Source organism: Arthrobacter sp. TJ-240 (assembly GCF_058269195.1).
Genome location: NZ_JBZCNG010000004.1, coordinates 237,218 through 263,134, shown reverse-complemented (window position 1 = coordinate 263,134; position 25,917 = coordinate 237,218). Strand labels below are relative to the sequence as shown.

Genomic DNA, 25,917 nt, shown 5'->3' with positions numbered 1-25,917 from the left:
GAGTAGTCATCGCACACGGAGGAAGTGCTATCCCTCGGCGATCCGCTTGATGGCGGCGAGCGTCTTCGGGATGCCGTCGAGCGCCTGCAGGGTCCGGTCGATGATCTGCGCGGGCGCATCCTCCCCGAATTTCTCGTCGAAGAAGGCGATGCCGCCCGGCAGGAAATCCCAGGATTCCGTCAGAGTGGTCCCGGTGCCGTCCGGCGCCAGCGTGTAGCCCCAGCGCACCCGATCGCCGCCGACCACCCAGGCGAACTCACGACCGCGCTCCGCGGCCACGACCTGCGACCGAGTCTCCCAGGTGCGGTGCGGAAGCTCGTTGCGCCCTATGAACCAGGCACCGACCTTGCCTGCACTGACGTCGTCCTCCCACCAGCACCGTGTACACACCGGACTCCACTCGCCTGTGCGGGTGATGTCGGAGACCAGGTCGTAGACGCTGTCCACCGACGCCTGAATCGTGACGGATTCCTGGTGGTGGCGGATCTCTGCCTGGCTCATGCGCCCATTCTCACAGAAGATGCCCCTCGTCCTGCGGGGATCGGCTGCAGCGATTCGCGCCCGCATAGACTGGGTTCTCGCGCCGGCTACGGAAGGCCCCCACATGTTGAACGCCGAACGAACCGGTACCGGAAGTCCACTCGTCCTCGTGCACGGGCTCGGCTCGAGCGTCCGCACCTGGGATCCCGTCCTCCCCCTGCTGCAGAAACAGCGCGAGGTCATCGCCATCGACCTCCCCGGGTTCGGCGGCAGCGAGCCGCTCGCGGGCGAAGTGACCGTTGCGACCCTCACGGACGCCGTCGAGCAGTTCCTCGAGCAGGAAAACCTGCGCGACGCCGATATTGTCGGAAGCTCGATGGGTGCGCGGATCGTGGTCGAGCTGGCGCGGCGGGGTCACGCCGGCAACGTCGTCGCCCTCGATCCCGGAGGATTCTGGAACGACACCCAAGTGCGCATCTTCAACGGCAGCATCACCACGTCCATTGCACTGGTACGGCGCCTCCAGTCCGTGCTGCCGTCACTCGTCCAGCAGGCTGCGGGCCGGACAACGCTGCTCGCCCAGTTCTCCGCTGCCCCCTGGAAGCTCGACCCGGACCTCGTCCTGACAGAGCTCCGCGGATTCGCCACCTCGCCCAGTCTTGACGAAGCGCGTAAGTCGCTCGCGCACGGGCCGCGCCAGGCAGGCGCGCCGAAGGGGACGATCAAGGGCACGCTGGCGTTCGGCTGGGGCCGGTCGGACCGGGTCACCCCGCTCAGTGAGGCCGCCGTCGCCATGTCTCTCTATCCGGACGCCACCCTGCACGTCTTCGAGAACTGCGGGCACTTCCCGCACTGGGACCAGTCGCAGGAGACAGCCCGGTTCATCCTCGACGCCACCGCCGCTGGGTCTTGGTAACCATCCTCTGAGCCTGCTCCGCTGAGAAATCCGTCTGCGTCTCGCACGGCTACCTGTCCCGGGTGGGGTGTTCACGCAAGCGGTACGACGCTTCGCCTCCGGATTGACCGATTGGCTGCGCCGTTCCGTTTCGGCTGGTGACTGTACTGTCCGCCCTTCTCTTGGCAAGGCTCTCAAGGCCGGCTTCCCGAGCCTCTATCAGGCACAGTGCACCTCACGATGGTCTCTGCTGTCCGGGTGTCCCCCCGTGACAAGATAGTTGCTGTTGGTAAGGGCTAGGGGGGACAGTGGCGGAAGACATGACGCAGGATCAAAAGAGTTCGGCCAGCATGGCGGTCTCGTTGCGGGGTATGAAGGCTCACCGTTGGGTTTCAGAGCTGAGCCCAATCGCCATGGGCGACTACTTCGTAAGGTTCGGGACCGCGTTCCTTGCCGTCGGAGACGACACCAGAGAACCACCTGCAGAATGGGAGGCCATGTCTGCTGCTTTAGGAGCGGACTCGCGAGTAGTCGAGGTGCATGGTGAACCCGCAAACCTGGAGTGGTCGCGGTACTCGCCTGTCTTCCCGCCGTTACGTAACCATCACAGGGATCGCCTGTTGAGTGGCTACGACGTGTTCACCAACCTTCGGTTCTCGACGCCGATGTACTTCAAGCTTCATGTGCCGCTCAAGAATCAGCCGAAAGTGTATGACTGGACCGACTTGCCCACGGAGGACTACTGGGTTGGCTGGGATGGGGTCTCGGTCTTCGTGCTGTGGGAATGCGATGCCGATGCAACTCATCCGCCCCTGGCTGGCGGACACATCGCTTTCGAGGTGCTGACGGCGGCGGCTAGGAAAGCTGGGATGGGGCTCGTGGTGCAGGCGTGCAGCCCAGGCTGTAGCAACATGTTTGGGCACACGGACATCCGTGTCGCCCAGCTGCGGGAGTCTACTGGTGTGCGGCTCTTTGGAGTCGAGGGACAGGTAGCGGTGGCTGTCCTCTCTGTTGATGGTGGGCCGTTGGAGGTTCTGACGGAGTTGGTGGAAGAGCTTGAGGCGCCGGGCAGGGAGTTCGCGCGGATGAAGAACCTAGCGCGCCGCATCCAAGATTTGGAGCAGGAGGCCAGGAGGATGGTGTCCGAACTTTTAGCCAGGGACTACGCTCGTCTCGACCTTCATACCCAAGGCGTTGTGCGACGGGCAGTGCACAGCCTGCAAGCCGTGCCGCAGACGCTCGCTGGACGGAGCTACCGGCGCATTGCAAAACACACCATTGCCTCCCTCTGGTTGGCGATGGCCAACCTTGAGACGCTACGCAGGGACTGGGAGATGGCGCGACTTCAGTTCCAGGACAGTGTTGACATGCAGGGGTTGGGCCTCTTCTACGACATCGACCGCAAAGACGATGACAATCAGGTCGAGGCGATCAAACTGGATTTCATCAGGTCTGCCGTCGAGCAGCAATCAAGTCGGATCGACAACCACATGGTCGCAACGGTAACGGCCGTTGGAGCGGTGGCCGCTCTCGTCGGTGCTCTGGCTGGGGGTGCCCTAGGGGCAGGGTGAGTTCCGCTGGGGCTCCACTCACCACTCGACAAGACGACGAGCCTCACGGGTGAACCCGCTCCGCTGGGGCTACGCGGGGACTAGTCCGTAACGGCCCTGATTGCACTAACCTTTCTGATAGCCAGAGCGACGTCCCCCGTCCTAGATCCCTTGTGAGGATAGGGAACAGTGCATGGCGAGTAGTCTCTGTCTCCGAGTTACAGGTGCAAGGAGAACCAGGATTGGCCAGGCCGAGAGCGCGGTCGCCCGGACGTGCCTGGAGTGTCGCCAGCTGCCCCGGGAGCAACGTCGACCGCATAAGGCCAGGGGGATGTGCGCGGCACATCACCGCGCATGGCTTCGCACCAAGCCTGAGTGCAAGGCGGGTGGGTGTGGTAGCCGACTCATCAGCAAGACGGACTCCCGCCAGGGGTACTGCCGCAAGCACGACCACCTTCTCCTGAAGGAATCGCGGTGGACGGCAGATGCTATCGCCCGGACACTCAACAAGTTCGTATCCCAGATCGTTCCGAATACCAGCCTCGGCTGCTGGGTTTGGGCTGGCCGCGCCAACGACAAGAGATACGGACTCATCAGCGTCGGCAACCACGAGTGGCTTGCCCACCGATACGCCTATGGCGTCTTCGTCGGCGGCCGCGCCGGGGCACATGCTGGACCATACATGCCGGCGGCGCGACTGCGTGCGCCCTGATCACCTCATGCTCATGACATCAAAGCGGAATGTGGACCGAGAGCACGCAGGATCCATTTCGAGGGAAGGCATCTTGGCGGACCTCCTTCTCCTTCCGAGCATGTTGGCGGACACCATCGCATGGGCAGCGAGCCAGAGGCTCCCGGTAGGAAGGGGCGACCCTGACGGGTCGCCTTTCATGTACGGGCTGGACGGCGAGTCGGTTGCACACTCACCGGAACCCGCCAACTACCCAGCGGTGAAAGCTCTGGCGAAACGGTAGGAGAAAAGCTTCCCGACCCGTACGCGGAAAGAGGCGCTAAGACCACCGGGTCATGCTTAGGTAGCGAGGAGGGTGCCACCCCCCGCCGGGGACGCAACTCGGGCTACACCCCTTGGCCCTGCGAAAGGGTGACATCCACATAATCAGCAGTTTCCACGTAGATGATGCCTTTACCGTCTTGATAAGACTCGTCTGTAATTAAAAAGAGTGGCTCTAGTGGAGCGAAGATTGCGCCTGTCGACCCTCCGCCCTTCCTGCCCATCTTCACGCGAGCTATGGAGAAATTGTCGGCAACAGAGTCGATGATCATGGAGCCCTTTTTCACCATTGCGATGCCGAGGAATGCGCCCTCGTTCATGGGGTCAGGCACTTGCACAGCGCGCAACAGTTGAACCTCGTCGCCTTCACTTACTCCTTCGTTCGCACCGACGTTGATAGCAATCTGCCGCTCGTCCAAAACTTTCGCCACACGTCCGCGTACAACTCTCATCCTAAAGCTCCGCTTTCTTAGTTAGTTCTAGTAGAAGAGGATCGGCCACGAGTTCCAGGTTGACCGGAGCCGCCTCACTAACGTCCGCGCTCACGGCGGCCGCCGTCCAAAACGCCTCAGACTCGGGCTCCATCTCTCTCACACTCAGCACAAGTCTGCCATCCGCCATCACTTGGTCCACAGCAACGATCCCGCGCCGGGTGAGCATTTCCTTCGATTGAAGCACGTAGCGTGCGCCAACGGCAGGCTGATTTCCCTCAAAGGCAGCAACAACTACGAGGGCTCCATTCACTTTCGCCAGAGCGCGGATACGAAGTTCAGCCCCGCAGACGTAGGCCAAGAAGGATCCGTAGACATCGCGCCTACCTGCGTCGCGTTCATTCCTAAGGAGGGCTGGAATTTTTCTGACCTCATCCGTAGTCCCTTTCAGGTCTTCTTTGGCCTTTGCCGCAGCATCCAGCGCTGACTGATAATTGTTCAGTTTGTTCACGATGCTGACAACTCCGGCAACAATGATGTACCCGAAAAAGGCAAACAAGACCACGGAGATGCCGACTAACGCGACAGCGGTCGTCCCGTCCTGGCTGAGACCAAACACAAGGGTCGCAGCGCCACTGGCGACACCCAAGACAACGAACGCGAATTTGGCTGCTCGCTCAATCAGGCTCATCCCCACCTCTCATCGGTCTTACAAATCGCACAATCATGAACTTTAGCCCTAGTGACAGTCGATGTAGATGCTTGTGTCTCGCAAGCCAAGGGATGCGACACTGTCCGTCGAGACACTACCGCTCCCCCGCCATCGCTGCTCCCCTCCTGTCTTGCATCCCTATCACGCAAGTAGAGGTGCGAAATCGTGACAGAGCAGTCGGTTCTAAGACAGTTCGTGGCTTACCAACGCGGAGGAGCACATAGCGTTCGGTATACGCTCCCTGTCGTTCCCGTCTACGAGGGCAACAACCCACTGGGGTGGCTCCTCAGTACATAGCCTGAGGACGGGCGCCGCCGCCTACCCAGAGGTCGCGATTGCCTGACCCTGGTGCTGCAGGCCCACCAGCATGGTGCGGTTACGTGCCCCGGTCTTCCGCAGCATGGCGCTCACGTGCTTCTCGACCGTCTTCACCGAGATGGCGAGCCGCGTGGCAATCTGCTTGTCCGCCAGCCCCTCGGCCAGGAGGTCCCGTACCTCGAGTTCGCGGGCCGTCAGTGTTATTGCCTCGCCTGTATCCGCCGTGCGACTCTCCGTGAGCCGCGTGAACATCGCCCCGTCCAGCAGGGCGTCGCCGCGGGCGGCGGCGACGACGACGCGCGCCACCTCCGCGGGTGTGGAAGAAAGTGAAAGGAAGCCGCGCACGCCCGACGACGCGGCGGCCGCCAGCAGTTCGTCCGCGAAACGGTCGACGACGGCGACCACCGGCCGCTCGACGGTGTCAGCGTCCGCCACCCGGGCTTCGGCGTAGCGGGACAGCAGGTGCTCGTCGAGGACGATCATGTCCGGCTGCAGGAGGGACACCGACTCCGTGAGATCCTCAAGGGCCCCGAACTCGCCGAGGACCTGCACCGACGGCTCGGACGTCTCGAGCAGGCGGACGAGCCCGGCCCGGAGAAGGGGCTGGGTACAGGCGACGAGGACCTTCCACCGTTCGCGGGAGGCGTCGCCGTTCGAGGAGTACGGCACCTGCGCTCGGACGCTCGTCCCCCAGCCCAACGTCGACTCCACGTGGAGTTCGCCCCGCAGGTAGTGGGCCCGGGCGGCCATGCCGTGCAGGCCGAGCCGACTGCCCTTCAGGTCCGTGCTCTCCCGTCCCTCGAACCCGCGGCCGTTGTCCTCGACGACGGTCGCGATGCCGGCGGTGTCGTAGAAGATGCCCACCCGGCACGCGGTGGCGCAGGCATGCGCCACCGCGTTGGCCAAGGCCTCCTGGATGATCATGAACAGCTGATGGGCGACCACGGGTGCCAGTTCGTGAGGGTTGCCGGTTACGAGCAGCGTCACGTCCATCGGATCACTCGCGCTCACCGGTCGAGTTCCTGGCGGACCGCTTCCTCCAACGAGCGGTCGGCAAGGCTGGAGGGACCGAGTCCCAGCACGGTACGGCGGGTCTCGAAGAGCGCCTCGTGGGCGAGCACCCGGGCGGCGTCGATGTGCTGGGTGGAGGGCGATCCGCCCGGTGTCGCCTTGTCTGCGCGGTCCAGGTGCAGAAGGAGCGAGCCCAGGGACCGGCCGATGGTCTCATGGACCTCCTGTACGGCGCGCTCGCGTTCACCCGCGACGGCGGCCTCGCGTTCCTTCGCAGCGGCGGCCTGGTGGAGCCGGGAGTTCATGATCGCGATGGCGGCGTGGTTGGCGAAGAGTTCCACGAGGGACGCGTCGGCAGGGCTGAAAGCCCGTCCGGGACCGTCGCTGAAGATGGCGAACGTGCCGATGATGGTGCCGGCCCAGGAGATGGGGACGCCGATGACGGCGCTCCCCCACCGCGGATCCGCCGGGTCGATGTGGCCCGAGGGTACGGACGCGTAGCGATCGAGGATGACGGTGCCGCGCGTCTTGACGATCTGCCCGGTGAGCCCTTCAGTCAGGGGGAAGGCCTGGCCCTCGCGGCAGCCGACGCCTTGGTCCACCTCCTTGCGGTAGTAGCCCTCGGCCTCGTGGACGATCGAGATGGAGCCGCTCTCACACCCGAGGAGGGCGGCGGCGTGCCCGAGGACACGTTCGAGGAGTGGCACCAGTTCGAACTGTCCGGCGAGGTCGCCGGCGAGTTCGTTGATGCGGTCCAGCTGGGAGGGCGGAGGGTTCTGCTGGTTCTGGGTGATGCTGGGCGTGGGAAGCTGCTGCATGTACGGCACCTGTCTCCTGCAACCGAGCGCGACGCTGCGCACGGGCCTTCAGGATAGCGGGCCGAGCATGAGCCTCAACCGGCTTCGACTACGTCCTCTACCGTTCGGGATCGTTCATGCGCCCACAATGCATGATCGAGCTCAGTCGGGTTCGTTTCCAGAGCCTCTGCAGCGGTAATCACGATCTGCCGCGCTTCTTGAGGGGTTATCCGCCGTCCAGTGGCTCTGCTGACCGCAGCAACAATCCAGGTGTCTGCTTTGACGCCGGGTGTGCCGAGAAGCATGCAGAAGTACTCCCAGGTCACTGCACCGAGACCATGAACCTTCGTGTAGGCCTTTTTATGCTCTGAATTTCCCCCCTCCAGGTCATCTGCTTGCACGACGCCGACATCGACCAGATTTTGCGCTGCTTCCTGGATAGCCGACGCCTTCGTGCGCCCACTGATCATCTGGTCATTGAGTAGACCCTGAAGTTCAGCCGCATCGAGAGCAACCAGGCGTCGTAGGTCGTTAACAGGCGAGTCGGGTGAAACTGCGGCTACGTACCTGTTTACGGAGCCGCGCACCCCGTTGGTCTCTGATCCGTACTTTGCTTGTATCGACAGAACCGCGTCGATGAGCGCGGCCTCGATAGCTCCGGCGCGTCCGCCGGGCCAAACAACCCACTCTTTTCGGGGGAGCTCTTTCTCAATCATTGCTTGCAGTAGCTCTACGTCAGTCATTGTCAGCCTCTTCCTTCTACTGGTCACGGTGGTACTCAAAATCTGCAGGATCGTCTGCCAACCACTACGACTCGAGGTGGAACTCAACCCGGTACTTCATGAACCTGATGTTTCTGGTCATCGTGAGCGCTCGTTTGATCCGAAGGTCGTCCGTTCGTGCGATGATCACGCCCTCGACCGTCTGTCCCGGTTCAAGCAACTCGTCCTGCACGTACCCCATGTAGCGCTGAATCTGACCCACGACGGCGTCGCTCGCTCGATCGCGCTTTAACTCAACAACAAGCAGACGAGTCCGGTCCTTACTGATCGCGAGAATGTCCATCGGCCCTGTATCGGAGGGGTACTGCTGACCCACTGGAAGTCCGCCTTCCGTGTATATGTCGTACTCCTGGCCAAGCTGAGTGTTACTCCAGTTATGCACAAGGAAGTCCTCGAGTTGCTTTTCCATTTGGAAGGCAACTTCCTCAACGATGTCTACCGGGGCTACGACATGGTCGACGCTGACAGCCGTCTTGACGGTGGTCAGCTGCGCCAACTCTGAAGCGTAGGGAGCAAGTGAAAAAACCGTCATTAACGAACCTGCTGATCGCGCCAACTCAGATGACATCAAATCTCGGTCAAACGTGCCTTGCCACTCCACGCGGCGGCGGTGCGGCAGCTCCGTGCCGGGGTGATACTCATATCCCCCCGCTACCGTGCCGAATGCGTAAGCACGATCCGGTTTCGGGGCAAGTACCACGTCGCCGACGCTCAGCCCCACGCATGCTACCCACAAATTTCCCGTTGCGAGGCCAGCTGCGATTTTAGTCTTCTCAGGATTGCGTTCTAGGAACACCTGTTTCAAGGCCGCGTGAAACTCTTTCGGGTCCGACTCTAAATACGGCCTGATGTCGTGATCGCCGATGAAATCAACGCCAAGATACCCGGCCTGAGTCATCTGCTCGGTGTAAATGCCTCGTTGTCCTTGACGGACTACCCAATATTCGATGTGAACCACTGCCTTTCGTCGAAAGTTTCGTCACTGTGGGCAAACATACGCGACACGACTGACGAAGTAAGTCACCAGCACGCACTCAAGCCGTCGGGTAATTAGCGCTCCTAGACCGACGAGACCTACTGCGCCACCGCTGCCGCCTCTGCGAACACATCTGCCGGCATGGGGCGGTGCAGCTTCCAGGTGATCGCGATCGGCTTCTCACCCGAGTGCTGAACATAGTCCACCGCACCCAGGCAGGTGTACGGCACCGCAAGTCCGGTCTCGTCCTCCGCAGTGGGCCGGGTGAAAATCAGCACATGAGAGCCGTGCCCCTTCCGGTCGAGGTACCGCCGTCCAGTCGGGCTTGAAGGCGACGTCGCATTCTGAGATTCCCAGTGGAACAGCTCCGGACTGATTGCGTAATCCTTGTACATCGTCGACGCTGAATGATTCTTGTCGTCCTTATTGAGCGTTACGAAGAAGGCGTCGGTCGAGGTTTGAGAACACCAGGCAACGCCCTCGCGGTGTTGCACGTTCTTCCCTGCTTCAAGGGAACCGTAACTCAGCGCGGCGAGTATCTCCTCTCGGCGGTACGTCGCGTGCGACAGGAGTGGAATGTGTTGCAAACCCAAGCCAAGGCCCTTGCCCGCATGACGCGAGGTTGCCACCCCAAGATCAATCAACTGCTGAATCTCGCTGCACACAAAGCGGTATTGGCGAAGGTGGCTGAATCCCGCGTCGTACGTGGTGAATCCTCCGCCGTCGTTCCACAGCGTGTAGAACAACATCCGCGCGAAGGTCTGCTCGCGCGGACCGAGCTGGCCGTAAGGCGGGCACGCCGGATCAACTAGTTTCGTATAGGCCTCTCCGCGCTCGGGATCATCGACGTGGAGGAAGCGCACCATCCGACCGAGAAGCTTTTGCTCGTCTGGACTGGAGAGCTCGAGGATCTGCTGACCCGTGCCCGCTTCCGCGAGAGAGCCGATCAAGCCGGCCTGGTGGAGGTAGCCGGTCCAGGAGTCCTTTGTGTTCCGATACAGCTGCTTAATGTCATTGCCGGACTTCTCGAGATACGAAGCCAAGTTCGTCTCGCCGTAGGAGGCGATGTCTTGGACGAGTTGCGACCGATTGAACCGCAGCTGAGACCTGATGTTGTCGAGGATGACCTTCTGAGCAACACGATCGAGGATGATCTGAGATCCCGACGGAAGGTATGGGAACTCGTCCTGCACAGCTCTCTCAAGTTGCTTCCGCCCGTAACCGGTGAGGGCTCTGTACCGGAGGTCGAACCGGAACTCACGGCGTTGTTGGCCGATGAAGTCCAACACCGTGAGTACGGACTTCCCTTCAGCTCTCCTAAGTCCACGGCCGAGTTGCTGAAGGAAAACTGTCGAGCTCTGAGTGGGACGCAGGAGGAGCACAGTGTCGACCTGCGGTAGATCGAGGCCTTCGTTGAAGAGATCGACGGTGAAGAGGCAGTTGACAGTTAAGTCTCGCAATTGCGCGAGGGCGAGCGCCCGCGCAGCGTCGTCGGTACCGCCATCGACGGCGAGCGATCGGATACCCGCACGGTTGAAGACCTCCGCCATGTAGTGCGCGTGCTGAACGGACACGCAGAACCCGAGGGCGCGCATGTCATCGGTATTGGTGACCTTGTCACTCAGTTCTCGAATCACCTTCGCTGCGCGGGCGTCGTTACCCGTGTAGAGGCGGTTGAGTTGTGCAACGTTGTAGTTGCCGCGCTTCCATTCCAACTGGCTGAGGTCAACGTCGTCTGACACGCCGAAGTAATGAAACGGCACTAGGAGGTCAGCGTCCAAAGCATCCCAGAGGCGAAGTTTGCTCGCAGTCCGACCATCGAAGAACTGCTTCGCAACGTCCACCCCGTCGCCCCGCTCAGGAGTGGCCGTCAACCCGAGTAACTGCTGAGGGCGGAGATGGTCGATGATGCGGCGATAGCTCGGCGCCATCGCGTGGTGGAACTCGTCAATAACGACGACGTCGAAGGAATCTGGTTCCAGCGCTTCGACTCCGCGCGAGGCTAGTGATTGCACCGACGCGAAGACGTGGTTCCATTGCGTTGGCTTGTTGTCTCCCACGTAGAGCTCGCCAAATGCGCCGTCCTGCATCACGGTGCGATAGGTACTCAGCGCTTGCTTCAGAATCTCCTGCCGGTGCGCTACAAAGAGCAGCTTGAGACGTCGACCCGCTGCTTCGCAGAGACGCTGATAATCAAGAGCGGCGATGACGGTCTTGCCGGTGCCGGTTGCCGCGACCATGAGGTTCCGCGTGTGGCCCTTGAGTCGTTCAGACTCGAGATCCTCGAGCATCTCGACTTGGTGCAGGTACGGCTCTACCTCAAGCCCGGTTTCGGCCTTCGGTGCACCGGTGCGGCGACCACCGTTGCGTTCGAGCGCCGCATCAAGTTTGTCGCCGTCCCGCTTAGGGTCGTAGGCCTGGAAGGCGCGCTGTGCCCAGTAACTATCGAAGGTCACCTCGAACTTCTTGAGGAGGTCTGGCGTGGCGACGGAGCTGAGGCGCACGTTCCATTCCAGCCCGTCGACCAAAGCTGCCTTGCTCAAATTCGAGCTGCCCACGTAAGCCGTGTCAAAACCGGTGTTGCGACGGAACAGCCACGCCTTTGCATGCAACCGTGTCGCTTGCGATTCATAGCTGATCTTGACCTCGGCGCCGTATCGATTCACCAACTCGTCAATCGCTCGGCGTTCACTAGCACCCATATAGGTGGTCGTTATGACGCGAAGCTTTACCCCACGCTCGGCCAATCGCTCGAGAGCCGGGTGGAGAAGTCTGAGCCCGGTCCACCGAACGAAGGCACAGAGAAGGTCAACGGTGTTGGCGGACTCCATCTCAGCGCGCAGCTCCGCCGCCAAGTTCGGTTCATCTCTGCCGTTCGTCAGGAGAGCAGAGTCGGAGAGCGCCGTCGCGGGTCGCCGCAGGTCGCGCCGCTTCACGGACTCAGGCTTGTGTAGCGACAAAAGCTGCGATGGGCCCTGCTCAATTGCATCGCTGGATGAGAGCACCTCGAGAAGTTGATTGGCTAGCGCAAGTCGGGATTCGGGCTCTGCTCTCGACATCGCAACACTCAACGCCCTGGCCACGTACTGAGATACGACTACAAGCGCATCGCTTTCGCTAAGCGGCTCAACTGTTGCTTCGAGTTCAGGCACACCAACTAGGCGCTCTAAGAGCGAGCGAGTAACGAGCGTCTCGTAGAGCCCTTCGGCTAATTCCTGCCGCGTCACGTCCCCATCGATTTTCTCCACCGTCACAGAGTAGGTCGGTGCTGCAACAAATACCGGCAGCTAGCTAGGCCGAAGCACACGCGCCGCTCCCATCAGGGCAATCCGCGCCCTTCACGATCCAACGATGTCACAGCCAACCCATCGGCGTAGGTTGCGGCGAGATGACTGAGACCCGGCATTTGCGCTGTCTGACCTGACACTTATTGCCAGCCGTCACGCTGCACCCGAAATCGGTCACCTACCCCTGCCAACCCAGCCTGTACCTGCGCGATGGCTTGAGCTGGCACTGCAACGGCTCGGAAAGGCACCAACGATCCGCCTTTAGGACGATTAGAGCCTTTCCTGCCGCGCCACGCCGTGTTCCGTCGGTGTGCGAGCTCTCGCCTACCGACACCCTTCGCTCAACGTTCCATCGATCTCATCAAAGGCCGTATCTTGCTCTGCCGAGAGGAACCGAGGTGAGACACATTGCTGAGACCACGGTGAGAGGCCACAGCCCTCGCAGATGCTGACTCAGCGTCGTCCTCGCCGAGCATCCGGCCCGTCCTAGGAAAGGATGGTGGTCTCAACCGGTCAATGCACCACTCCTTGGCAGGATGAGTGGTGGAGGTGCGTGTGGAGTTCACGACGGAGCAGCAGCAAGCGATTTGGGAGGGGTGGCGGAACGGTGAATCGTTCCGTCAGGTCGGTCACCGGGTAGGGCAACCGGCGCATGTGGTCCAGTACTTCCTGCGGGGTCATGGCGGCATCAAGCCGAGTCTTCCTCGGCGGAACCGCCGGCACCTGACGCATCAAGAGCGCGAGGAAATCTCTCGCGGCATTGCAGCAGGGTTGTCCATCCGCAGAATCTCCGCGGGCCTGGGGAGGTCTCACTCGAGCATTTCGAGGGAGCTCGCGCGACACGGTGGACGAGCCGCTTATCGGGCAACAGCCGCCGAGCAGGCATCCCATGTCCGAATGAAGCGACCGAAGCTGAGCCGGCTCAAGCAAAGACCGGCGCTGCTGCAGGTCGTGAAGGCGAAGCTCATCCTGGGATGGTCGCCGAAACAGATCGCGGCCTGGCTGAAGCTGGCCTATCCCGAGGACCCATCCATGCGCCTGTCCCACGAGGGCATTTACCGGTCGATCTACTACGTCTACCGCCGGGAGCTCGACCGGGGCATGTCCCAGCATCTGCGCTCCGGGAGCACTATCCGCAGGCCACGGAAGGCCAAGCAGTCATTGGGCCGCGGCCGGTTGAAGAACATGGTGCCCATCACCGCCCGACCGGCATCGATCGAGGACCGCGTCGAGGTGGGGCACTGGGAGGGGGATCTTGTCATGGGTAAGAGACCGTCCGCGGTGGCGACGCTGGTGGAGCGCACTACCCGGGCCGTCAAAGTCGTCCATCTCCCCGACGGATACAAGGCAGGTGCCGGACGTGTCGCCTTAACGCAGGCGTTCAAGGCAATCCCAGAGCCGTTGCGCCGGTCGTTGACCTGGGACCGCGGTCGAGAAATGGCAGAGCACCAGCAGCTCTCGACGGACCTGAGGATGAACGTCTACTTCTGCGCCCCGGGGAGCCCCTGGCAGCGAGGGTCGAACGAGAACACGAACAGGATGCTCCGCCAGTACCTTACGAAAGGCTCTGACCTTCGGCGGTTCACCGCCAAAGACCTCGATGACATCGCGAACCTCATCAACGACCGTCCCCCAACAGGTTCTGAAATGGGCCAACTCCAACGACCTCTACCAAGCCCACCTCACCACCTCCAACCAGCCCGCGATACTCTCAGAAACACAGGTGGTGCACTGACCGGTTGAGACCGCCATCCTTTGCTGAGATGCAGCTGAACGCACTGTGAGGCGATAAGGCGTCTGTACATGGCGTCCTGGCCGAGCTCGTCCTCGGGCGCGACAATCGGGACTGGCACTTCCCGTCTAGACGGTTACGGAATCGTTGTCAGTTCTACGCTGCGGCCGTCACGAGTAGGGCGCTGGTTCACGAGTGTTCGCCATATGATTCTGTGGGCTGACTGATGGGCAGCCCGGTTCTTGTGCAGCCATTCTGAAAGGTATTTTGTGACACCTCTGCTCCGTTTCTTGTTCCGCGGAGGCTCTGCAGCAGTACCCGCACCGGATGAGAAAACAGCAAGGACTGAGTTGCAGCCTCCGAACCTGTCGAACACTTCGAGATCCGACATAATTGGGCGTTCGTCCGTCTCGACGTGGGAGCAATTTTGGGCAGCTCGAGACTTGGCCAACGGTCGAGCCAACGAGGACCATGAAGCGATCCAAGCCCTTCTGACAGCCCAGATCGACTGGCTTACAGGTGCACTAAACCTGCTTCAGCCAGGAGACCGCAAGCCGGATCAAGTCGATGTAGGCATGAAGATGCGGCAGGAACTCAGGAGCGGCAAGCTCAACGAGGGGATGATTAACGGTGCCGTCGCTAAAGTCCTGGCGTCCTATTTCTGGCCGTTCGTTGAGGGACCTCGGGCAGACCAAATTCGTGCAGATTACAAAACCCACTCGGCTTCCAGGCCAGCCGTGCGCCTCTTAGCTGGCGATAGTCGGCCGGTACCAGCAGTCCCATCAGCAGGGGTGGCAAGTGATTCACGGACTGCATCTATGGAACTGGTTGCAGAGATTTTGCATGAGCTCAGCAGAAGGCATGAGCTCGCCGATGAAGATTTCGCTGAGCGCACCGCGGAGGTTCGAAGGAGGGTGCGTGAACAGCAAGCACAGGGCGTAGACCCCACTGCTGGTTCCTCCACGGTGTTGGATGATCTCGATCGCTACATAGGGCAGCAGCAGCACAAGTACAGAGTCAACGCCAAGCGAGGGGTCAAGAGCGAGGGGATGATTTGGCGTTCGCGAGCTGTACTTGAGATTTGTGGTTGCCAAGGATGTATATCGGTCCGGACTCGGCAGACACCATGGATGATGACCGATAGAGTTGTACTGCCTGAGGTCGAGTTGCGACATCAGCTTGCGAACGCACTTCTGGCTGAAGTTCCGCGGAAGTATCTCGATGTACTTCGGCTCGAACTGATCGTGGCCCACAATTCGATACTGGATGCCTCGCCCTATACGTGCCATAAGGATCGCGTCCGAAGCATGGCTTCTCTTGTTATGTCACTCTTTGACACTACTTCTGACAGCCCGGAGAGGAGCTATCTCGCTGGCTTGGATGAGCTGCTTACTCGAAGTCCTTGGCCGGCCAGTGGGCCCACTCCACCTCCGCGCCAAATTCGCACCTGGCAGGATGCGGAGGAGAACGCGGCCGAGTGGATGCGCTACATGGGGCACGCAGACGCGAGGGTCACGAACGGAGGCGCTGACGGCGGCATCGATGTTGCCTCTCGATCGGCTCTGGCGCAGGTAAAGCGTGAAGCCGTTGCGGTGGGAAGCCCTGCAATTCAGAGATTCTACGGCGCAGCAAGCGCGCGCGGTGACTTCCAGTACAAACTGTTCTTCTCGGGATCCGGCTACTCAAGGGCCGCCGGAGAGGATGCACAACGACTGGGCATCGCACTCTTCAATTACGACCTCGACGGTCGAATAGAGCCAGCGAACGCAGCAGCCGGAGCAATCCTTCACCCCGCAGAGTCAGGGTAGTCGTCGGGACGACAGGGGAGCCGCTGGACGGACGAACGTCGGATCGGCGGCCAGGCAACCGTGATCTTTGGGTCCGTCTACTTTTCCCCACAGTGCTTCTCGTCGGGCTACTCGTCATGCTTCTCCTCCCCATACCGCAGAAGGCTGTGCCGGCTGCCTTAATCGTCGCGGGTTGGGGCTTGTCACGGGCGGCGTAGTTGGACTCTTCACAGGTATCAGTAGACCGCTCTGGCCGATTTACGCCCTGATGCTCACCAGTCTGGCCGCCCTGGTGAACGCGCGAACGACGGGGAGCGAAGTGCGACCGACGTCACAAGTTGCTCTCAACACCTCCTTGGCTACTCATACACAGAGCAGGTGAACGAGCACCGGTACAGTGGTTGGAAGTATTGGCCGCAACCAGAAGTCGGAGAACCTTGAGTAAGTCATTGCTGGAACAGCTGCCGGGAATCGTTACCGAGGGCAAGCGCAGAGCCGCGCAGATCCTGGAGGGTCTGGAGGGCCGAAATCGGGTTACATTACAATCGCGAGAACTGGTCATTCCCAACAAGGATGTCTCGGAAGCTGAACTTTTCAAGCACCTCGAGGCTGAGGACAGCAGCGTCTCGCTCCTGAGCAGGCTCATATACGGAGACAACCTACTGGCCATGGCCGCACTGCTTGCCGGCGATGCAGATAACCCGTCAATGCGCAGCAAGCTCGACTTGATCTACATCGATCCTCCGTTCGATTCCAAAGCAGACTATCGAACGAGAATCACACTGCCGGGTAGAACTATCGATACACGTCCAACAGTCATGGAACAATTTGCCTACTCTGACACCTGGTCAGAAGGCACCGCCTCGTACCTAGCGATGATCACCCCGCGCTTGGTATTGATGAGGGAGCTTCTGACTGAGCAAGGGTCAATCTATGTCCACCTAGACTGGCATGTCGCCTCCTACGTGAAAATCATTATGGACGAGTTGTTCGGCAAGGAAAACTTTGTCAATGACATCTCATGGAAACGATCGCACGCCCACGGCGATTCCGGGCAGGGCGCCTCTCACTTCGGACGAGTGACAGAAAGCATCTTGTTCTATGGAAAGAGTTCATCAAGGTACTGGGCGCCACCTTACGAACCGTACACAAATGAAATCCTTGCGCGAGACTATAAACACACCGATCCTGCTACAGGCGAACGTTACCGTTTGATGCCCGTGGACGGCCCTGGCGGCGCAGCAAAGGGGAACCCCTACTACGAGTTCCTGGGCGTCAAGGGGTACTGGCGCTACGCCGAAAGTACTATGCAGGAGCTGCACCAAAAGGGTGAGATTATACTCTCCTCGACCGGGAAGTCTCTTAGCCGTAAGAGGTACTTGAGAGATGCCAAGGGCACTCCAGTTACAGACTTTTGGGGCGACATCAACCGAATCAGCCCCACGTCGGGCGAGCGACTGAACTACCCGACGCAGAAGCCTGAGAAGTTGCTTGAACGCATCATCCAGACATCATGCCGCCCGGGGGGGATCGTGGGAGACTTCTTTGCTGGATCAGGGACAACTGCTGCGGTAGCCGACAAGACCGGTCGGACCTGGGTAGCGTCCGATCTTGGGAAGCCGTCTGCAATGATCATGAGGAAGAGACTCATCGATCAGAACGCCAAGCCTTTCCTCTTTCAAGCAATCGGAGATTACCAAGTCGAACAGGCAAGGTCGGTGCTGGGGCGCAGATACAAGGTCGGAGAGCTGGCCCAAGTCATGCTGCGTCTATTTGGAGCCGTGCCGCTGCCCCCCGAAATCAGTCAGGGCGGGGCACTTGGACGCATCCCAGACGAAAAGGCCTTGGTAATTGCCACAAGTCCAAACGCGTTAGTCACGGGGTCTACCCTGAAGCGTGCACAACAAGCTCGACTGACCGTTATGGGCGGCTTCGATAAGGTATACGTCCTGGGGTGGAACTTTGCTGACTCAATTGGTCAGGACATACAGGCTCTCAATGACGATCGCCTCGAAGTCCGCGTCATCCCACCAGATCTACTCGATCGCCTAAAGAAAAAGGGATCCGTTGAGAAATTGGCTGAAGAAGTCCGCTTCTCAACCCTCCAGTACATCAGTGCTGCCGTCACTGAGAGAAGACAAGGTGGGCAATCCGAGACACTTACTGTCGAATTGCAAAATTACGTCCTCCTCTCACCTGATGCAATCAATCTTGATGACAAGAGCCGGGCCCAGTTACTCGAAGTCATGAATGAAGAGCCCTTGGCTCTCCTGGAGTACTGGGCTGTCGACCCAGACTACGATGGTCAAATTTTTCGGTCCTACTGGCAGGACTATAGGGAAAATAGTAAGAACGACGGGGACGACTTGAGGGTGATCACAACGGCCCGCATAAACCTGGAGGCCAAGCCGACAGTTCGGAGGGTTTGCGTGAGGGCAGTCGACGTATTCGGTTACGAATCCGAAGTCGTTATTGAGAATGTTGGGATAACCGAATGAGTGTCAGCGCAGAACTTTTCCCATTGGCCACGGCGCTTAGCCGAATCGTTGACGATCAAATACCTGACATAGTCAAGGGACAGCCCACCTCCCTGATGGACGAAGTCACACCGGTGACTGCAGAACTCCTGAAGTACTGGTTTCAGGATGATTTCGTACAGCTGCGGACCATAAACTTTCATGCCGGTCAGCGGGCAGCAATCCTTCACATTATTTATGCACACGAGGTTCTAAAATCCACGAACTTGGCCGACCTGTACCGCCAACTTGCCCCCGAAGCGCTGCTCAGCGGCGACACCTTGGGGGAAGTGACCCGTGCGCAGAACAACCACCCGAAGTACGCAGCGAAGATGGCCACAGGCACAGGTAAAACATGGGTCCTCAATGCACTTATGATTTGGCAGCACCTCAACGAACGCGAGTACCCAGAAGACCCTCGTTTCAGTTCCAATTTTTTGTTAGTTGCACCCGGTCTAATTGTCTACGACAGGCTGCTTGATTCGTTCCTCGGAAAAGAGCGGGACGGCGTGCGCGTCTTCGAGACTTCAGATATCTTTCAGAACCAAGATATTTTTATCCCTGACAACTATCGAGACCAAATATTTGGTTTTGTTAAGTCATCCGTCGTCACCAAGACTAACATTGGCAAGAAAGTTACTGGGAGCGGTTCAATCGCCATTACAAACTGGCACCTCCTCGCCGGAGTCGAGGACCCCGAGTTTGTGCCAGCGACGGATTCTCCCGGCGGCGAAATCGATGCCAAGGAAGCCATCGAAAGTTTCTTCCCCATATCACCGGGTACCAGCACCGCGAATTCACTGAACGTATTGGATCGCAAGTACATACGCGGCGGCCCCCTTGAATGGCTGAAAAAGCTACCTTCACTCATCGTCTTCAATGACGAAGCCCACCATATTCACTCAATAAAGAAAGGACAGCAGATTGACGAGGTGGAGTGGCAGAAAAGCCTTTCCGAAATTGCCTCGACGAAGGGTGAGCGCTTCGTCCAAATCGACTTCTCTGCAACGCCCTTTAATGAAGTTGGATCAACTGCGAAGAAAAGCCGGAAATATTTCCCCCACATCATTGTCGATTTTGACCTAAAGGAGGCCATGAAGGGCGGCCTGGTGAAGGCTCTGGCTCTAGACAAAAGAAAGGAAATCGCCTCACTGCCGCTGGATTTCAACGCCGAACGCGACGGCGACGGCAGGGTTACTGGTCTCTCTCATGGGCAACGTGTCATGATTCGGGCGGGCCTGACCAAACTTGCGATGCTTGAGCAGAGCTTTGGACACATTGACTCCACGAAACACCCGAAACTAATGATCATCTGCGAAGACACTTCCGTAACAGGTTTCGTAGAGAGTTTTCTTTACGCAGAGGGAATGGCACACGCCGACGTACTAACCGTGGACTCCAACCGCAAGGGAGAGATGTCTAAGGACGAGTGGGAGAAGACCCGGGAACGGTTGTTCGACGTAGATCGGCATCAGAAGCCTAAGGTAATAGTAAGCGTGCTCATGCTCCGGGAAGGTTTCGACGTAAACAACATCGCCGTCATCGTTCCCCTACGATCCAGCAAGGCCCAGATCCTACTTGAGCAAACCATCGGCCGTGGGCTTCGTCTCATGTGGCGTGGCGACCAACAGGTGGACGAAATGAAGCGAGAAACGCGGAAGAGGATCGCCAGTAAACTCGAACCCGAGAACTATTTTGACGTTCTGTTCATCGTGGAACACCCCGCCTTCTCTGACTTTTATGAAGAACTTATGAGTGAAGGTCTGGCGGGCGAAGTCGGCGCAAGTGATGACGGAACCGCCGCACCCATTGGAGATCTTGAAATCGTTGACCTAAAAGACGGGTACGGGACCTTTGACTTCCACATCCCGATGATGGTCCGAGATCGAGAAGAAGCACTCAAAACGCCCACACTCGACCCCTACCGATTGCCGAAATCAAAGTTCCCATTTGCCGATGCGAAAACGTTCGTCGGCAAAGGCGACCGATTTGTCTCCGTGGATGCCCAAACGAAAACTCAATTCGGAGACTACCGCGTCAATGGTGGCGTCATGACAGCTACTGGCTACAACGATTTCTTATCGCGCCTCACTATTCGAATAACGGAAGCTCTGGGTGGCACACGTTCTGAAATAACGACCAGCGCCAAGAAGTACAATTCGCTCGCTGAGTACCCCCTTCTTCAGGCATATAGGCCAGAAATCTTGGGATGGATTGACACCTATATTCGAAACCGCTTTTTTGGGCAGGTGATTGACCCGCTAGAGGACGAGAACTGGCGCGTCCTCCTTACCGATGCGGTAACGAACGAGCTTAGCGGTAACATGGCTACCGCCTTGGTCAGATCTCTGACCCAGGAGACAGTCAAACTGGCTGAAGTGAATCACAGAAGTCTGTCGGAAGTCCGAGCACTGAGCGTCCGCTCCACCTCGTGTGTAGAAGTGGCAAAATGTATCTATCCCAAGCTCCCGGTTCCAACTCACGGTGGTGGGCTTGAACGAAAGTTTCTTGCATGGGCCAACAACGATACGAAGGTTGAGGCACTCTGCAAGATCAGCGAGTACAAGCACACGTTTATCCAGCGGCCCTACCTCAAGGCAGATGGTATGCCAGCAAGGTATTCTCCCGACTTTCTGTTCCGAACTGCCGAGATGGTCTACGTAGTCGAAACTAAGGCAGATTCCGCGCTGTCCGACATCAATGTGCAGCGAAAACAGTCCGCGGCGATCGCCTGGTGCGAACAGATCAACGAGCTGGAGCCGTCCCAGCGCAGCCATCGGCGATGGGCATATGTTCTCCTTAGCGAGCAGGCCGTCGAAGGATCAATTGCTGGTAATGAGAGAGCCTCAGAGCTGCTTGACCGTACTCGTCTGCGGACACGAGCGGAAGAAGTAGCGCAAGAACAAATTTGGTAGCAAATTTCGGTGGTTTGCGACCCAGGCTATCAGAATAGCGCATAAATTCTCCGCAGTTCGTTGGTGCTTGGCATTTACATATCGAGAGTCAGACTGAGTAATTGACTTTGACCGATCGAAACCAGGTACTTGAGGAGCAAAATGGTGCAGCGTGTACATATTCAGATGATTGACGATCTCAACGGCCAGGAGGCTGAAGAGACCGTGCGCTTTGGCTTGGACGGTACGGAGTACGAAATTGACCTGACGACGGAGAACGCTTTGGAGCTGCGCTCTGCGTTGTCGCGGTACGTGGATGTGGCTCGGAAGTCTTCCAGCCGGCGGGGTCAGGGTGGGCAGCGCGGGACGTCTACGAGTCGTGCGAAGCGCGACGAGGTACAGAAGATCGGTCAGTGGGCGCAGGACAACGGCCACAACCCGAGCTCGCGGGGTCGAATCTCGCAGTCAATCGTCGATGCCTATAACGAGGCCAACAAGTAGCCACCCCTGCCAGGACGGGCGCCGGTCATGAGTCGAGCACTCGACACTCTTTTCGCGGATCTACCCTCACGGCTCAGCGTTGAACAGCTGACCGACGTGCTCGGGCTGTCCGATAAGACAGTGACCTACCGCTGGCTACGCGACGGGAAGGTACCGGCTATCCGCTTGGGCGGAACCTGGGTGATCCTCCGCGATGACATCCACGAGCACCTCGAAGCGAGCTACAACACGAAACCCGGTTTCGTCGGCACGCCCTCGCCGTCGACGGACGAGGAACAGGGGTCCTCAACGGTGCCCGAAGGCGATGGTGCTGATGAGGACGAGGACGCTATGTCGAAACCTGCTCGTGAGGACGAACGGGAGCCGGCCGGCAATGTCCCTAGTAGGCGTGAGGAGCTCCAGCGAATCCGTCAATGGGCGCAGGACAACGGCTTCAGCCCGAGTTCCCGTCGCCGGATCTCGCAGTCAATCGTTGACGCCTACAACGCGGCACGCAAGTAGGGAACAGGCGGCTCTAGTCCCTGCCGGCCTTCTCGTCAGTCCTTGTCCGGTCCGTCTGGTGTATCCCGGAGTAATCGGGCTCCAGTGCTGACGAGCACGAACGCCAGGACCACGAGCAGGACAAGCCCGGCAACCGTGAAGACTGACGTATCCGGTGTGATGAGGGCTGTGACGATTCCTCCACCGCCCATCACGGCCATGATGCTACCCAGACCGATGCAGGCCCAGAGGAGGTAGCGGGGTGTGCGGTAATCCTCTTCGTCATCCCGCATCATTTATCTCAGCACCGCAGCGCTGGGATGCCCGACCAGTGACGTGATGGCAGGCCTTCGGATCTTTCGGCGCTGCACCCGGGTGGTGCCGGTTGGGACGACGAGTAAGGATTATGCGTTGCCGTCAGGAGTTCACGAGAGCAACCCCGGCGTCGCCGGCCGGGCGGTTCTTCAGGGACCATTCTTGGTCTTTGGCGTGGAGCCAGAGCACGATGTCCATGATCCGCAGCCTGGATGCACTCGGTGTGGCACCCGCGGCGAGCCGGATGGCATCCAATCTTCCGGCCAGTCGGGGGTCTTCCTGGAACGCCTGGTGCCACACCGTCCACTGCTCCGCTGAGCTGTTTTTGGGAAGTCCCATCATCGGGCCGACGTAGCTGTCGAAGACGGGGATGAGCTTCGGGCGTTTCCGGGCCATGATTTTGCTGGCCGTCGTCGACCCGATACCCCACGGGTAGTCCTGGCGTCCGCGGAGGATGTCCCACAACTGCTGGGCAGGACTTTCCGGCCCCAGGCGGGTGTCGAATTGTGCCGGGGTCAGCGTCGTGAAGTCGAGGGAAAGCGGGATCCTACCCAGCAGGCGCCGCACCTGATCTCTGTGTCGGGCCAGTCCGATGGCCGCTTCCGGCGGTACATCGACGGAGAGCATGGAGACGGCAACGAAATCGTCACCAGTCAGCTCGTTGGCGACCTCCGCCCGATCTCCGCCGCCGGCCCACTCATCAAAGTGCGCACCGGACCGGGGCCGGCCCGTGTCCTTCAACGGCCCGTAGTACCGCTTGACCAACTCTACTGCCTCATCGACATGGTCCGCGTCCAGGATCGGGTGTGTCATCAGTTCCTTCCAGCCTCGGTAAGTGTCATTGGTTCCCGTTCACCGTGTATCTGCCAACTCGTGGTCGTGCTCCCGCCGGGTTGCAGGCATCCGGTCGTCCGGGCCCTGATGAAGTCTCGTAGCGCTGCCGGGTCCAAGGGTGTTCCGCTGTTCATGGCCTTACCGACTTCCAGACCGCCGATGCGGTCGAAGATGGACACACGCGCCAGCCGGATGTCTGGTGTGTGCAGCGCGTAGGCGTCCCTCACTGCGTCGTACAGGGCGCGCTGTTTCCACCGCGATGACCCCAGGTCCAGGAAGGAACCCTTCCGGTCGGAGCCGCCGAACATCCGGTCCGTTGATGGATTGGCCCAGCCGTTAGCTTGGCAGGCCCGCAGGCAGTGCGCTTCGCCGCTGGTGCTGTAGTGCCGGTACGCCCCCGCCCAGGGAAGCCTGTCTGCCCAGGGAATGCGAAGGGTGCGCTCACGGTAACGGTTGAAGTGCAGTTCCTCGTCGAACTCGATGAACAGCCCGTCACCTGTAGCGAGGTCCCACGCACCTGCGGTGAAGTCCGCGTCGTCGCGCACTCCCCCGAGTCCGAGGTACAGGCCGGTGATCTCGGTCCTGACCATCATCGGCAGGTCCCGGGTGTGAGCCCTCGTTTCACCCTGACGCTGCTCCGGTCCAGCAAGACCGATGCCCGCACCGATCAGGGCCTGTTTGAAGTTGTCTGCGCGTTTCCCCATGTGCGGGAGTGTAACTGCTTCCCGGGACAAGAAATCGGCCGCGCTGATGTGTGAGGGCGGTCAGACAGACCGCCGGCAGGGTGTCAGGAAGGGTGCTGGAGGATTCGATGTACCTACTGCATCCTGGTCTTGGCAAGCGACGATCCGTCAGGGGCCCTTCGACGTAGCTGCCGCCCATGTTCTAGCGAGAAGCTCGGGGTCGGGGCGCCACGCTGCAATATCGGGAATGACTGCTAGCTTGCGCCCGTCGTAATCCTTCAGGAGTCGGTCGACTGCTTCATCAGGGCCACTGTTCATGATCGGGCGTGATACGTGAATGGTCAGGTCATCGGCCACCGCGAGCAGGCCGGCGTCGAAGGCCGCGTGGTGGTTCTTGCACAACGCGAGTCCGTTGATGACGGAGGCGATGCCCTGGTCGTCCCGATCGGGAACGATATGGGCTGCATCCAGCAAACCGGCGATACTAAGCCCGCACACCGCGCACTGACTGTTGTAGGCCTGAAGCACGTCCCGACGGAACACGGGCTGATGCAGTCGTTGCCGTGTCGTCCCAACGGTCCACCGACGTTCGTACTCCGGAGCGATACCAGCCCGGAGGGAAAGATAGGCCCCGCTGACGTCGAGTTCGAAGACCCGGTCACGATGCAGGTATCGGTGCACATACACCGGGAACACGGCCTGATACGTGCTGTCATCCATGGGGGCGAGAACGACCAGCGGGACGCGTGCCTCCAGGGCCGATAACAGGCCCTGGTCCGCCCTGGCCGTCCTGCCCTGCTTCTCGTGCGGGTATCGGAGCATGCCCGCGTCATCAACGGCGCGGGCAAGGGATGTGCCCGAGGCCGATGGTGACAGTGTCAGGGAGACCGGGATGTCGAACCCCGGGGGGATCACCATTCCGTGTGAGGACGGCAGGATTGTGGCCGGCTGGCCGTCCACGGTGAGACCGGCAAGGTCACTACGGGTGAACAACCGGCTTTCGTTCTCCTCCAACCGCTCGAAGATCCGCAGCCGCCGGGCCGAGACGTGCGCATCCACCGAGGTTGCACCCGTGTAGGGATCTCCCCGCCAGGCACGGAACGTCGCGATCTCCGACGCGGGGAGTACCGTCCGTGGATCCCACTCAGTGATCAGCCACATGTACCCCTGGGCGGTGAGCAGATCCTCGACGGGCAGTGCGTTGGCGGATGCGATCGTCCTGAATTCGTCCAGGGACCTCCGGAAGTTCTGGTAGTCCAGATAAGGGTTCACGTCGTTCCGGGTGGCCGGCCAGCCGATAGTCCTCCAGAACCGGCGGACTGCCTGTGGGCGGTAGGGAGGATGATCGGCGGCTCCACGCGCCATCAGCAGCACCGAGGCCACAGCCGTGCCGATCCCAGGGGTCAGGCCCGCATTATGGGTCCGCAGGTCTCGGACGAAGCGGTTGAAGGATGCTTCCGAGAGGCTGCCGTCCCACAAGAGCCGAAGCAAGGGTGCGAGCACCTCTGGTCGTGTCTTCGCTGCACGGACGAGCTCGTCGGTGTAGCGCCAGTTCAACAGGTTTGAGCCCGCGAACGCGCCCGCGAACACCGTTGCCCACCCGGGATCGTCGGCCTTCAACAAATCGCGGGCGGCCGCCAGCTTCTCCGCGGATTCCACCTTGTACCTAATCTCTTCGGCGGTGAAGTCGATGGTGGGAAGCATCTGCTTCACCCACAGAACAGACTCGACGAACCTTTTCCTGTGACCTGATGCCAGCATCGCATCAGCTTAGGCTTCCTGCGCAACAAGCGCCCTCCTGTCGAGAACAATAACGACAGCGCCCTCCCGAAAAGACATTGAAAGCCCTGCACTGACGGCTCAGGAGGATCGCGAAGACATCCCGCTAATCATCGCCCCAGCCTCCCGGGGCACATATGGCAGG

The 25,917-nt window shown here is 59.9% G+C and carries 20 protein-coding genes and 1 pseudogene; 9 read left to right on the top strand and 12 right to left on the bottom strand.

Annotated features, from left to right (window positions below; genetic code table 11):
• Positions 1–27: 27 nt before the first annotated feature.
• On the bottom strand, positions 28–501 hold the full coding sequence (locus AC4D2C_RS12160) for an SRPBCC family protein (protein WP_490915148.1): 474 nt from the start codon (positions 499–501) through the stop codon (positions 28–30).
• A 103-nt stretch (positions 502–604) separates the two neighbouring features.
• Here AC4D2C_RS12160 and AC4D2C_RS12155 point away from each other — a divergent pair, with 103 nt between their 5' ends.
• The 3 genes from AC4D2C_RS12155 (at position 605) to AC4D2C_RS12145 (ending at position 3,899) form a co-directional block, all read left to right on the top strand.
• On the top strand, positions 605–1,396 hold the full coding sequence (locus AC4D2C_RS12155; RefSeq protein WP_490915147.1) for an alpha/beta fold hydrolase: 792 nt from the start codon (positions 605–607) through the stop codon (positions 1,394–1,396).
• Between the two features lie 329 nt (positions 1,397–1,725).
• On the top strand, positions 1,726–2,946 hold the full coding sequence (locus tag AC4D2C_RS12150; RefSeq protein ID WP_490915146.1) for a hypothetical protein: 1,221 nt from the start codon (positions 1,726–1,728) through the stop codon (positions 2,944–2,946).
• 464 nt (positions 2,947–3,410) lie between these two features.
• A complete protein-coding gene (locus tag AC4D2C_RS12145) occupies positions 3,411–3,899 on the top strand; it encodes an HNH endonuclease (protein WP_490915145.1) in 489 nt (162 codons plus the stop codon).
• Between the two features lie 103 nt (positions 3,900–4,002).
• Here AC4D2C_RS12145 and AC4D2C_RS12140 read toward each other — a convergent pair whose 3' ends face one another.
• The 7 genes from AC4D2C_RS12140 to AC4D2C_RS12110 all read right to left on the bottom strand — a co-directional run bounded on the left by AC4D2C_RS12140 (position 4,003) and on the right by AC4D2C_RS12110 (position 12,023).
• A complete protein-coding gene (locus AC4D2C_RS12140; protein ID WP_490915144.1) occupies positions 4,003–4,389 on the bottom strand; it encodes a FlgT C-terminal domain-containing protein in 387 nt (128 codons plus the stop codon).
• Between the two features lies 1 nt (position 4,390).
• On the bottom strand, positions 4,391–5,059 hold the full coding sequence (locus tag AC4D2C_RS12135; RefSeq protein ID WP_490915143.1) for a hypothetical protein: 669 nt from the start codon (positions 5,057–5,059) through the stop codon (positions 4,391–4,393).
• Positions 5,060–5,398: 339 nt separating this feature from the next.
• Positions 5,399–6,409 carry a helix-turn-helix transcriptional regulator gene (locus AC4D2C_RS12130; RefSeq protein WP_490915142.1) on the bottom strand — a complete coding sequence of 337 codons (1,011 nt, stop codon included), beginning with the start codon at positions 6,407–6,409 and terminating at the stop codon, positions 5,399–5,401.
• Positions 6,406–7,227: a GAF domain-containing protein gene (locus AC4D2C_RS12125; protein ID WP_490915141.1), complete on the bottom strand. Its 822-nt coding sequence runs from the start codon at positions 7,225–7,227 to the stop codon at positions 6,406–6,408. Before AC4D2C_RS12125 ends, AC4D2C_RS12130 begins: the two co-directional genes overlap by 4 nt.
• A 74-nt stretch (positions 7,228–7,301) precedes the next feature.
• On the bottom strand, positions 7,302–7,949 hold the full coding sequence (locus tag AC4D2C_RS12120) for a DUF8548 family protein (RefSeq protein ID WP_490915140.1): 648 nt from the start codon (positions 7,947–7,949) through the stop codon (positions 7,302–7,304).
• Between the two features lie 64 nt (positions 7,950–8,013).
• On the bottom strand, positions 8,014–8,886 hold the full coding sequence (locus AC4D2C_RS12115; RefSeq protein ID WP_490915139.1) for an endonuclease NucS domain-containing protein: 873 nt from the start codon (positions 8,884–8,886) through the stop codon (positions 8,014–8,016).
• 176 nt (positions 8,887–9,062) lie between these two features.
• The gene (locus AC4D2C_RS12110; RefSeq protein WP_490915276.1) at positions 9,063–12,023 is read right to left on the bottom strand and encodes a DEAD/DEAH box helicase; all 2,961 of its coding nucleotides are present in this window, start codon (positions 12,021–12,023) and stop codon (positions 9,063–9,065) included.
• Between the two features lie 777 nt (positions 12,024–12,800).
• Here AC4D2C_RS12110 and AC4D2C_RS12105 point away from each other — a divergent pair.
• The 6 genes and pseudogenes from AC4D2C_RS12105 to AC4D2C_RS12080 all read left to right on the top strand — a co-directional run bounded on the left by AC4D2C_RS12105 (position 12,801) and on the right by AC4D2C_RS12080 (position 22,182).
• Positions 12,801–13,986: pseudogene (locus AC4D2C_RS12105) on the top strand (IS30 family transposase).
• Positions 13,987–14,801: 815 nt separating this feature from the next.
• Entirely contained in the window at positions 14,802–15,791 is a 990-nt protein-coding gene (locus AC4D2C_RS12100) for a restriction endonuclease (protein WP_490915138.1), read from the top strand.
• Between the two features lie 428 nt (positions 15,792–16,219).
• Positions 16,220–18,268, top strand: coding sequence for a site-specific DNA-methyltransferase (locus AC4D2C_RS12095; protein ID WP_490915137.1), 2,049 nt, complete (start codon positions 16,220–16,222; stop codon positions 18,266–18,268).
• Positions 18,265–21,201, top strand: coding sequence for a DEAD/DEAH box helicase (locus AC4D2C_RS12090; protein WP_490915136.1), 2,937 nt, complete (start codon positions 18,265–18,267; stop codon positions 21,199–21,201). Before AC4D2C_RS12095 ends, AC4D2C_RS12090 begins: the two co-directional genes overlap by 4 nt.
• Positions 21,202–21,342: 141 nt before the next feature.
• Complete coding sequence (locus AC4D2C_RS12085; RefSeq protein ID WP_490915135.1) at positions 21,343–21,681, top strand: histone-like nucleoid-structuring protein Lsr2; 339 nt, start codon at positions 21,343–21,345, stop codon at positions 21,679–21,681.
• Between the two features lie 27 nt (positions 21,682–21,708).
• On the top strand, positions 21,709–22,182 hold the full coding sequence (locus tag AC4D2C_RS12080) for a helix-turn-helix domain-containing protein (RefSeq protein ID WP_490915134.1): 474 nt from the start codon (positions 21,709–21,711) through the stop codon (positions 22,180–22,182).
• A 35-nt stretch (positions 22,183–22,217) separates the two neighbouring features.
• Here the strand turns inward: AC4D2C_RS12080 and AC4D2C_RS12075 are convergent, their stop codons facing one another.
• The 4 genes from AC4D2C_RS12075 to AC4D2C_RS12060 form a co-directional block, all read right to left on the bottom strand.
• A complete protein-coding gene (locus tag AC4D2C_RS12075; protein WP_490915133.1) occupies positions 22,218–22,454 on the bottom strand; it encodes a hypothetical protein in 237 nt (78 codons plus the stop codon).
• A gap of 124 nt (positions 22,455–22,578) precedes the next feature.
• Complete coding sequence (locus tag AC4D2C_RS12070; protein ID WP_490915132.1) at positions 22,579–23,289, bottom strand: DUF6308 family protein; 711 nt, start codon at positions 23,287–23,289, stop codon at positions 22,579–22,581.
• The gene (locus AC4D2C_RS12065; RefSeq protein ID WP_490915130.1) at positions 23,289–24,014 is read right to left on the bottom strand and encodes a DUF7255 family protein; all 726 of its coding nucleotides are present in this window, start codon (positions 24,012–24,014) and stop codon (positions 23,289–23,291) included. The genes AC4D2C_RS12070 and AC4D2C_RS12065 overlap by 1 nt, the downstream gene beginning before the upstream one ends.
• Before the next feature lie 147 nt (positions 24,015–24,161).
• Positions 24,162–25,697, bottom strand: a complete 1,536-nt coding sequence (locus AC4D2C_RS12060; protein ID WP_490915275.1) for an HNH endonuclease — start codon at positions 25,695–25,697, stop codon at positions 24,162–24,164.
• Between the last annotated feature and the right edge of the window lie 220 nt (positions 25,698–25,917).

What these genes read in the sequence shown, in the direction of transcription:
- AC4D2C_RS12110 (WP_490915276.1), bottom strand. Translation starts at nt 12,023, where the DNA reads ATGTCGAGAGCAGAGCCCGAATCCCGACTTGCGCTAGCCAATCAACTT.
- AC4D2C_RS12090 (WP_490915136.1), top strand. Translation starts at nt 18,265, where the DNA reads ATGAGTGTCAGCGCAGAACTTTTCCCATTGGCCACGGCGCTTAGCCGA.
- AC4D2C_RS12065 (WP_490915130.1), bottom strand. Translation starts at nt 24,014, where the DNA reads ATGGGGAAACGCGCAGACAACTTCAAACAGGCCCTGATCGGTGCGGGC.
- AC4D2C_RS12075 (WP_490915133.1), bottom strand. Translation starts at nt 22,454, where the DNA reads ATGCGGGATGACGAAGAGGATTACCGCACACCCCGCTACCTCCTCTGG.
- AC4D2C_RS12155 (WP_490915147.1), top strand. Translation starts at nt 605, where the DNA reads ATGTTGAACGCCGAACGAACCGGTACCGGAAGTCCACTCGTCCTCGTG.
- AC4D2C_RS12115 (WP_490915139.1), bottom strand. Translation starts at nt 8,886, where the DNA reads ATGACTCAGGCCGGGTATCTTGGCGTTGATTTCATCGGCGATCACGAC.
- AC4D2C_RS12135 (WP_490915143.1), bottom strand. Translation starts at nt 5,059, where the DNA reads ATGAGCCTGATTGAGCGAGCAGCCAAATTCGCGTTCGTTGTCTTGGGT.
- AC4D2C_RS12120 (WP_490915140.1), bottom strand. Translation starts at nt 7,949, where the DNA reads ATGACTGACGTAGAGCTACTGCAAGCAATGATTGAGAAAGAGCTCCCC.
- AC4D2C_RS12070 (WP_490915132.1), bottom strand. Translation starts at nt 23,289, where the DNA reads ATGACACACCCGATCCTGGACGCGGACCATGTCGATGAGGCAGTAGAG.
- AC4D2C_RS12145 (WP_490915145.1), top strand. Translation starts at nt 3,411, where the DNA reads ATGCTATCGCCCGGACACTCAACAAGTTCGTATCCCAGATCGTTCCGA.
- AC4D2C_RS12150 (WP_490915146.1), top strand. Translation starts at nt 1,726, where the DNA reads ATGGCGGTCTCGTTGCGGGGTATGAAGGCTCACCGTTGGGTTTCAGAG.
- AC4D2C_RS12085 (WP_490915135.1), top strand. Translation starts at nt 21,343, where the DNA reads ATGGTGCAGCGTGTACATATTCAGATGATTGACGATCTCAACGGCCAG.
- AC4D2C_RS12100 (WP_490915138.1), top strand. Translation starts at nt 14,802, where the DNA reads ATGGAACTGGTTGCAGAGATTTTGCATGAGCTCAGCAGAAGGCATGAG.
- AC4D2C_RS12140 (WP_490915144.1), bottom strand. Translation starts at nt 4,389, where the DNA reads ATGAGAGTTGTACGCGGACGTGTGGCGAAAGTTTTGGACGAGCGGCAG.
- AC4D2C_RS12125 (WP_490915141.1), bottom strand. Translation starts at nt 7,227, where the DNA reads ATGCAGCAGCTTCCCACGCCCAGCATCACCCAGAACCAGCAGAACCCT.
- AC4D2C_RS12080 (WP_490915134.1), top strand. Translation starts at nt 21,709, where the DNA reads ATGAGTCGAGCACTCGACACTCTTTTCGCGGATCTACCCTCACGGCTC.
- AC4D2C_RS12160 (WP_490915148.1), bottom strand. Translation starts at nt 501, where the DNA reads ATGAGCCAGGCAGAGATCCGCCACCACCAGGAATCCGTCACGATTCAG.
- AC4D2C_RS12060 (WP_490915275.1), bottom strand. Translation starts at nt 25,697, where the DNA reads ATGCTTCCCACCATCGACTTCACCGCCGAAGAGATTAGGTACAAGGTG.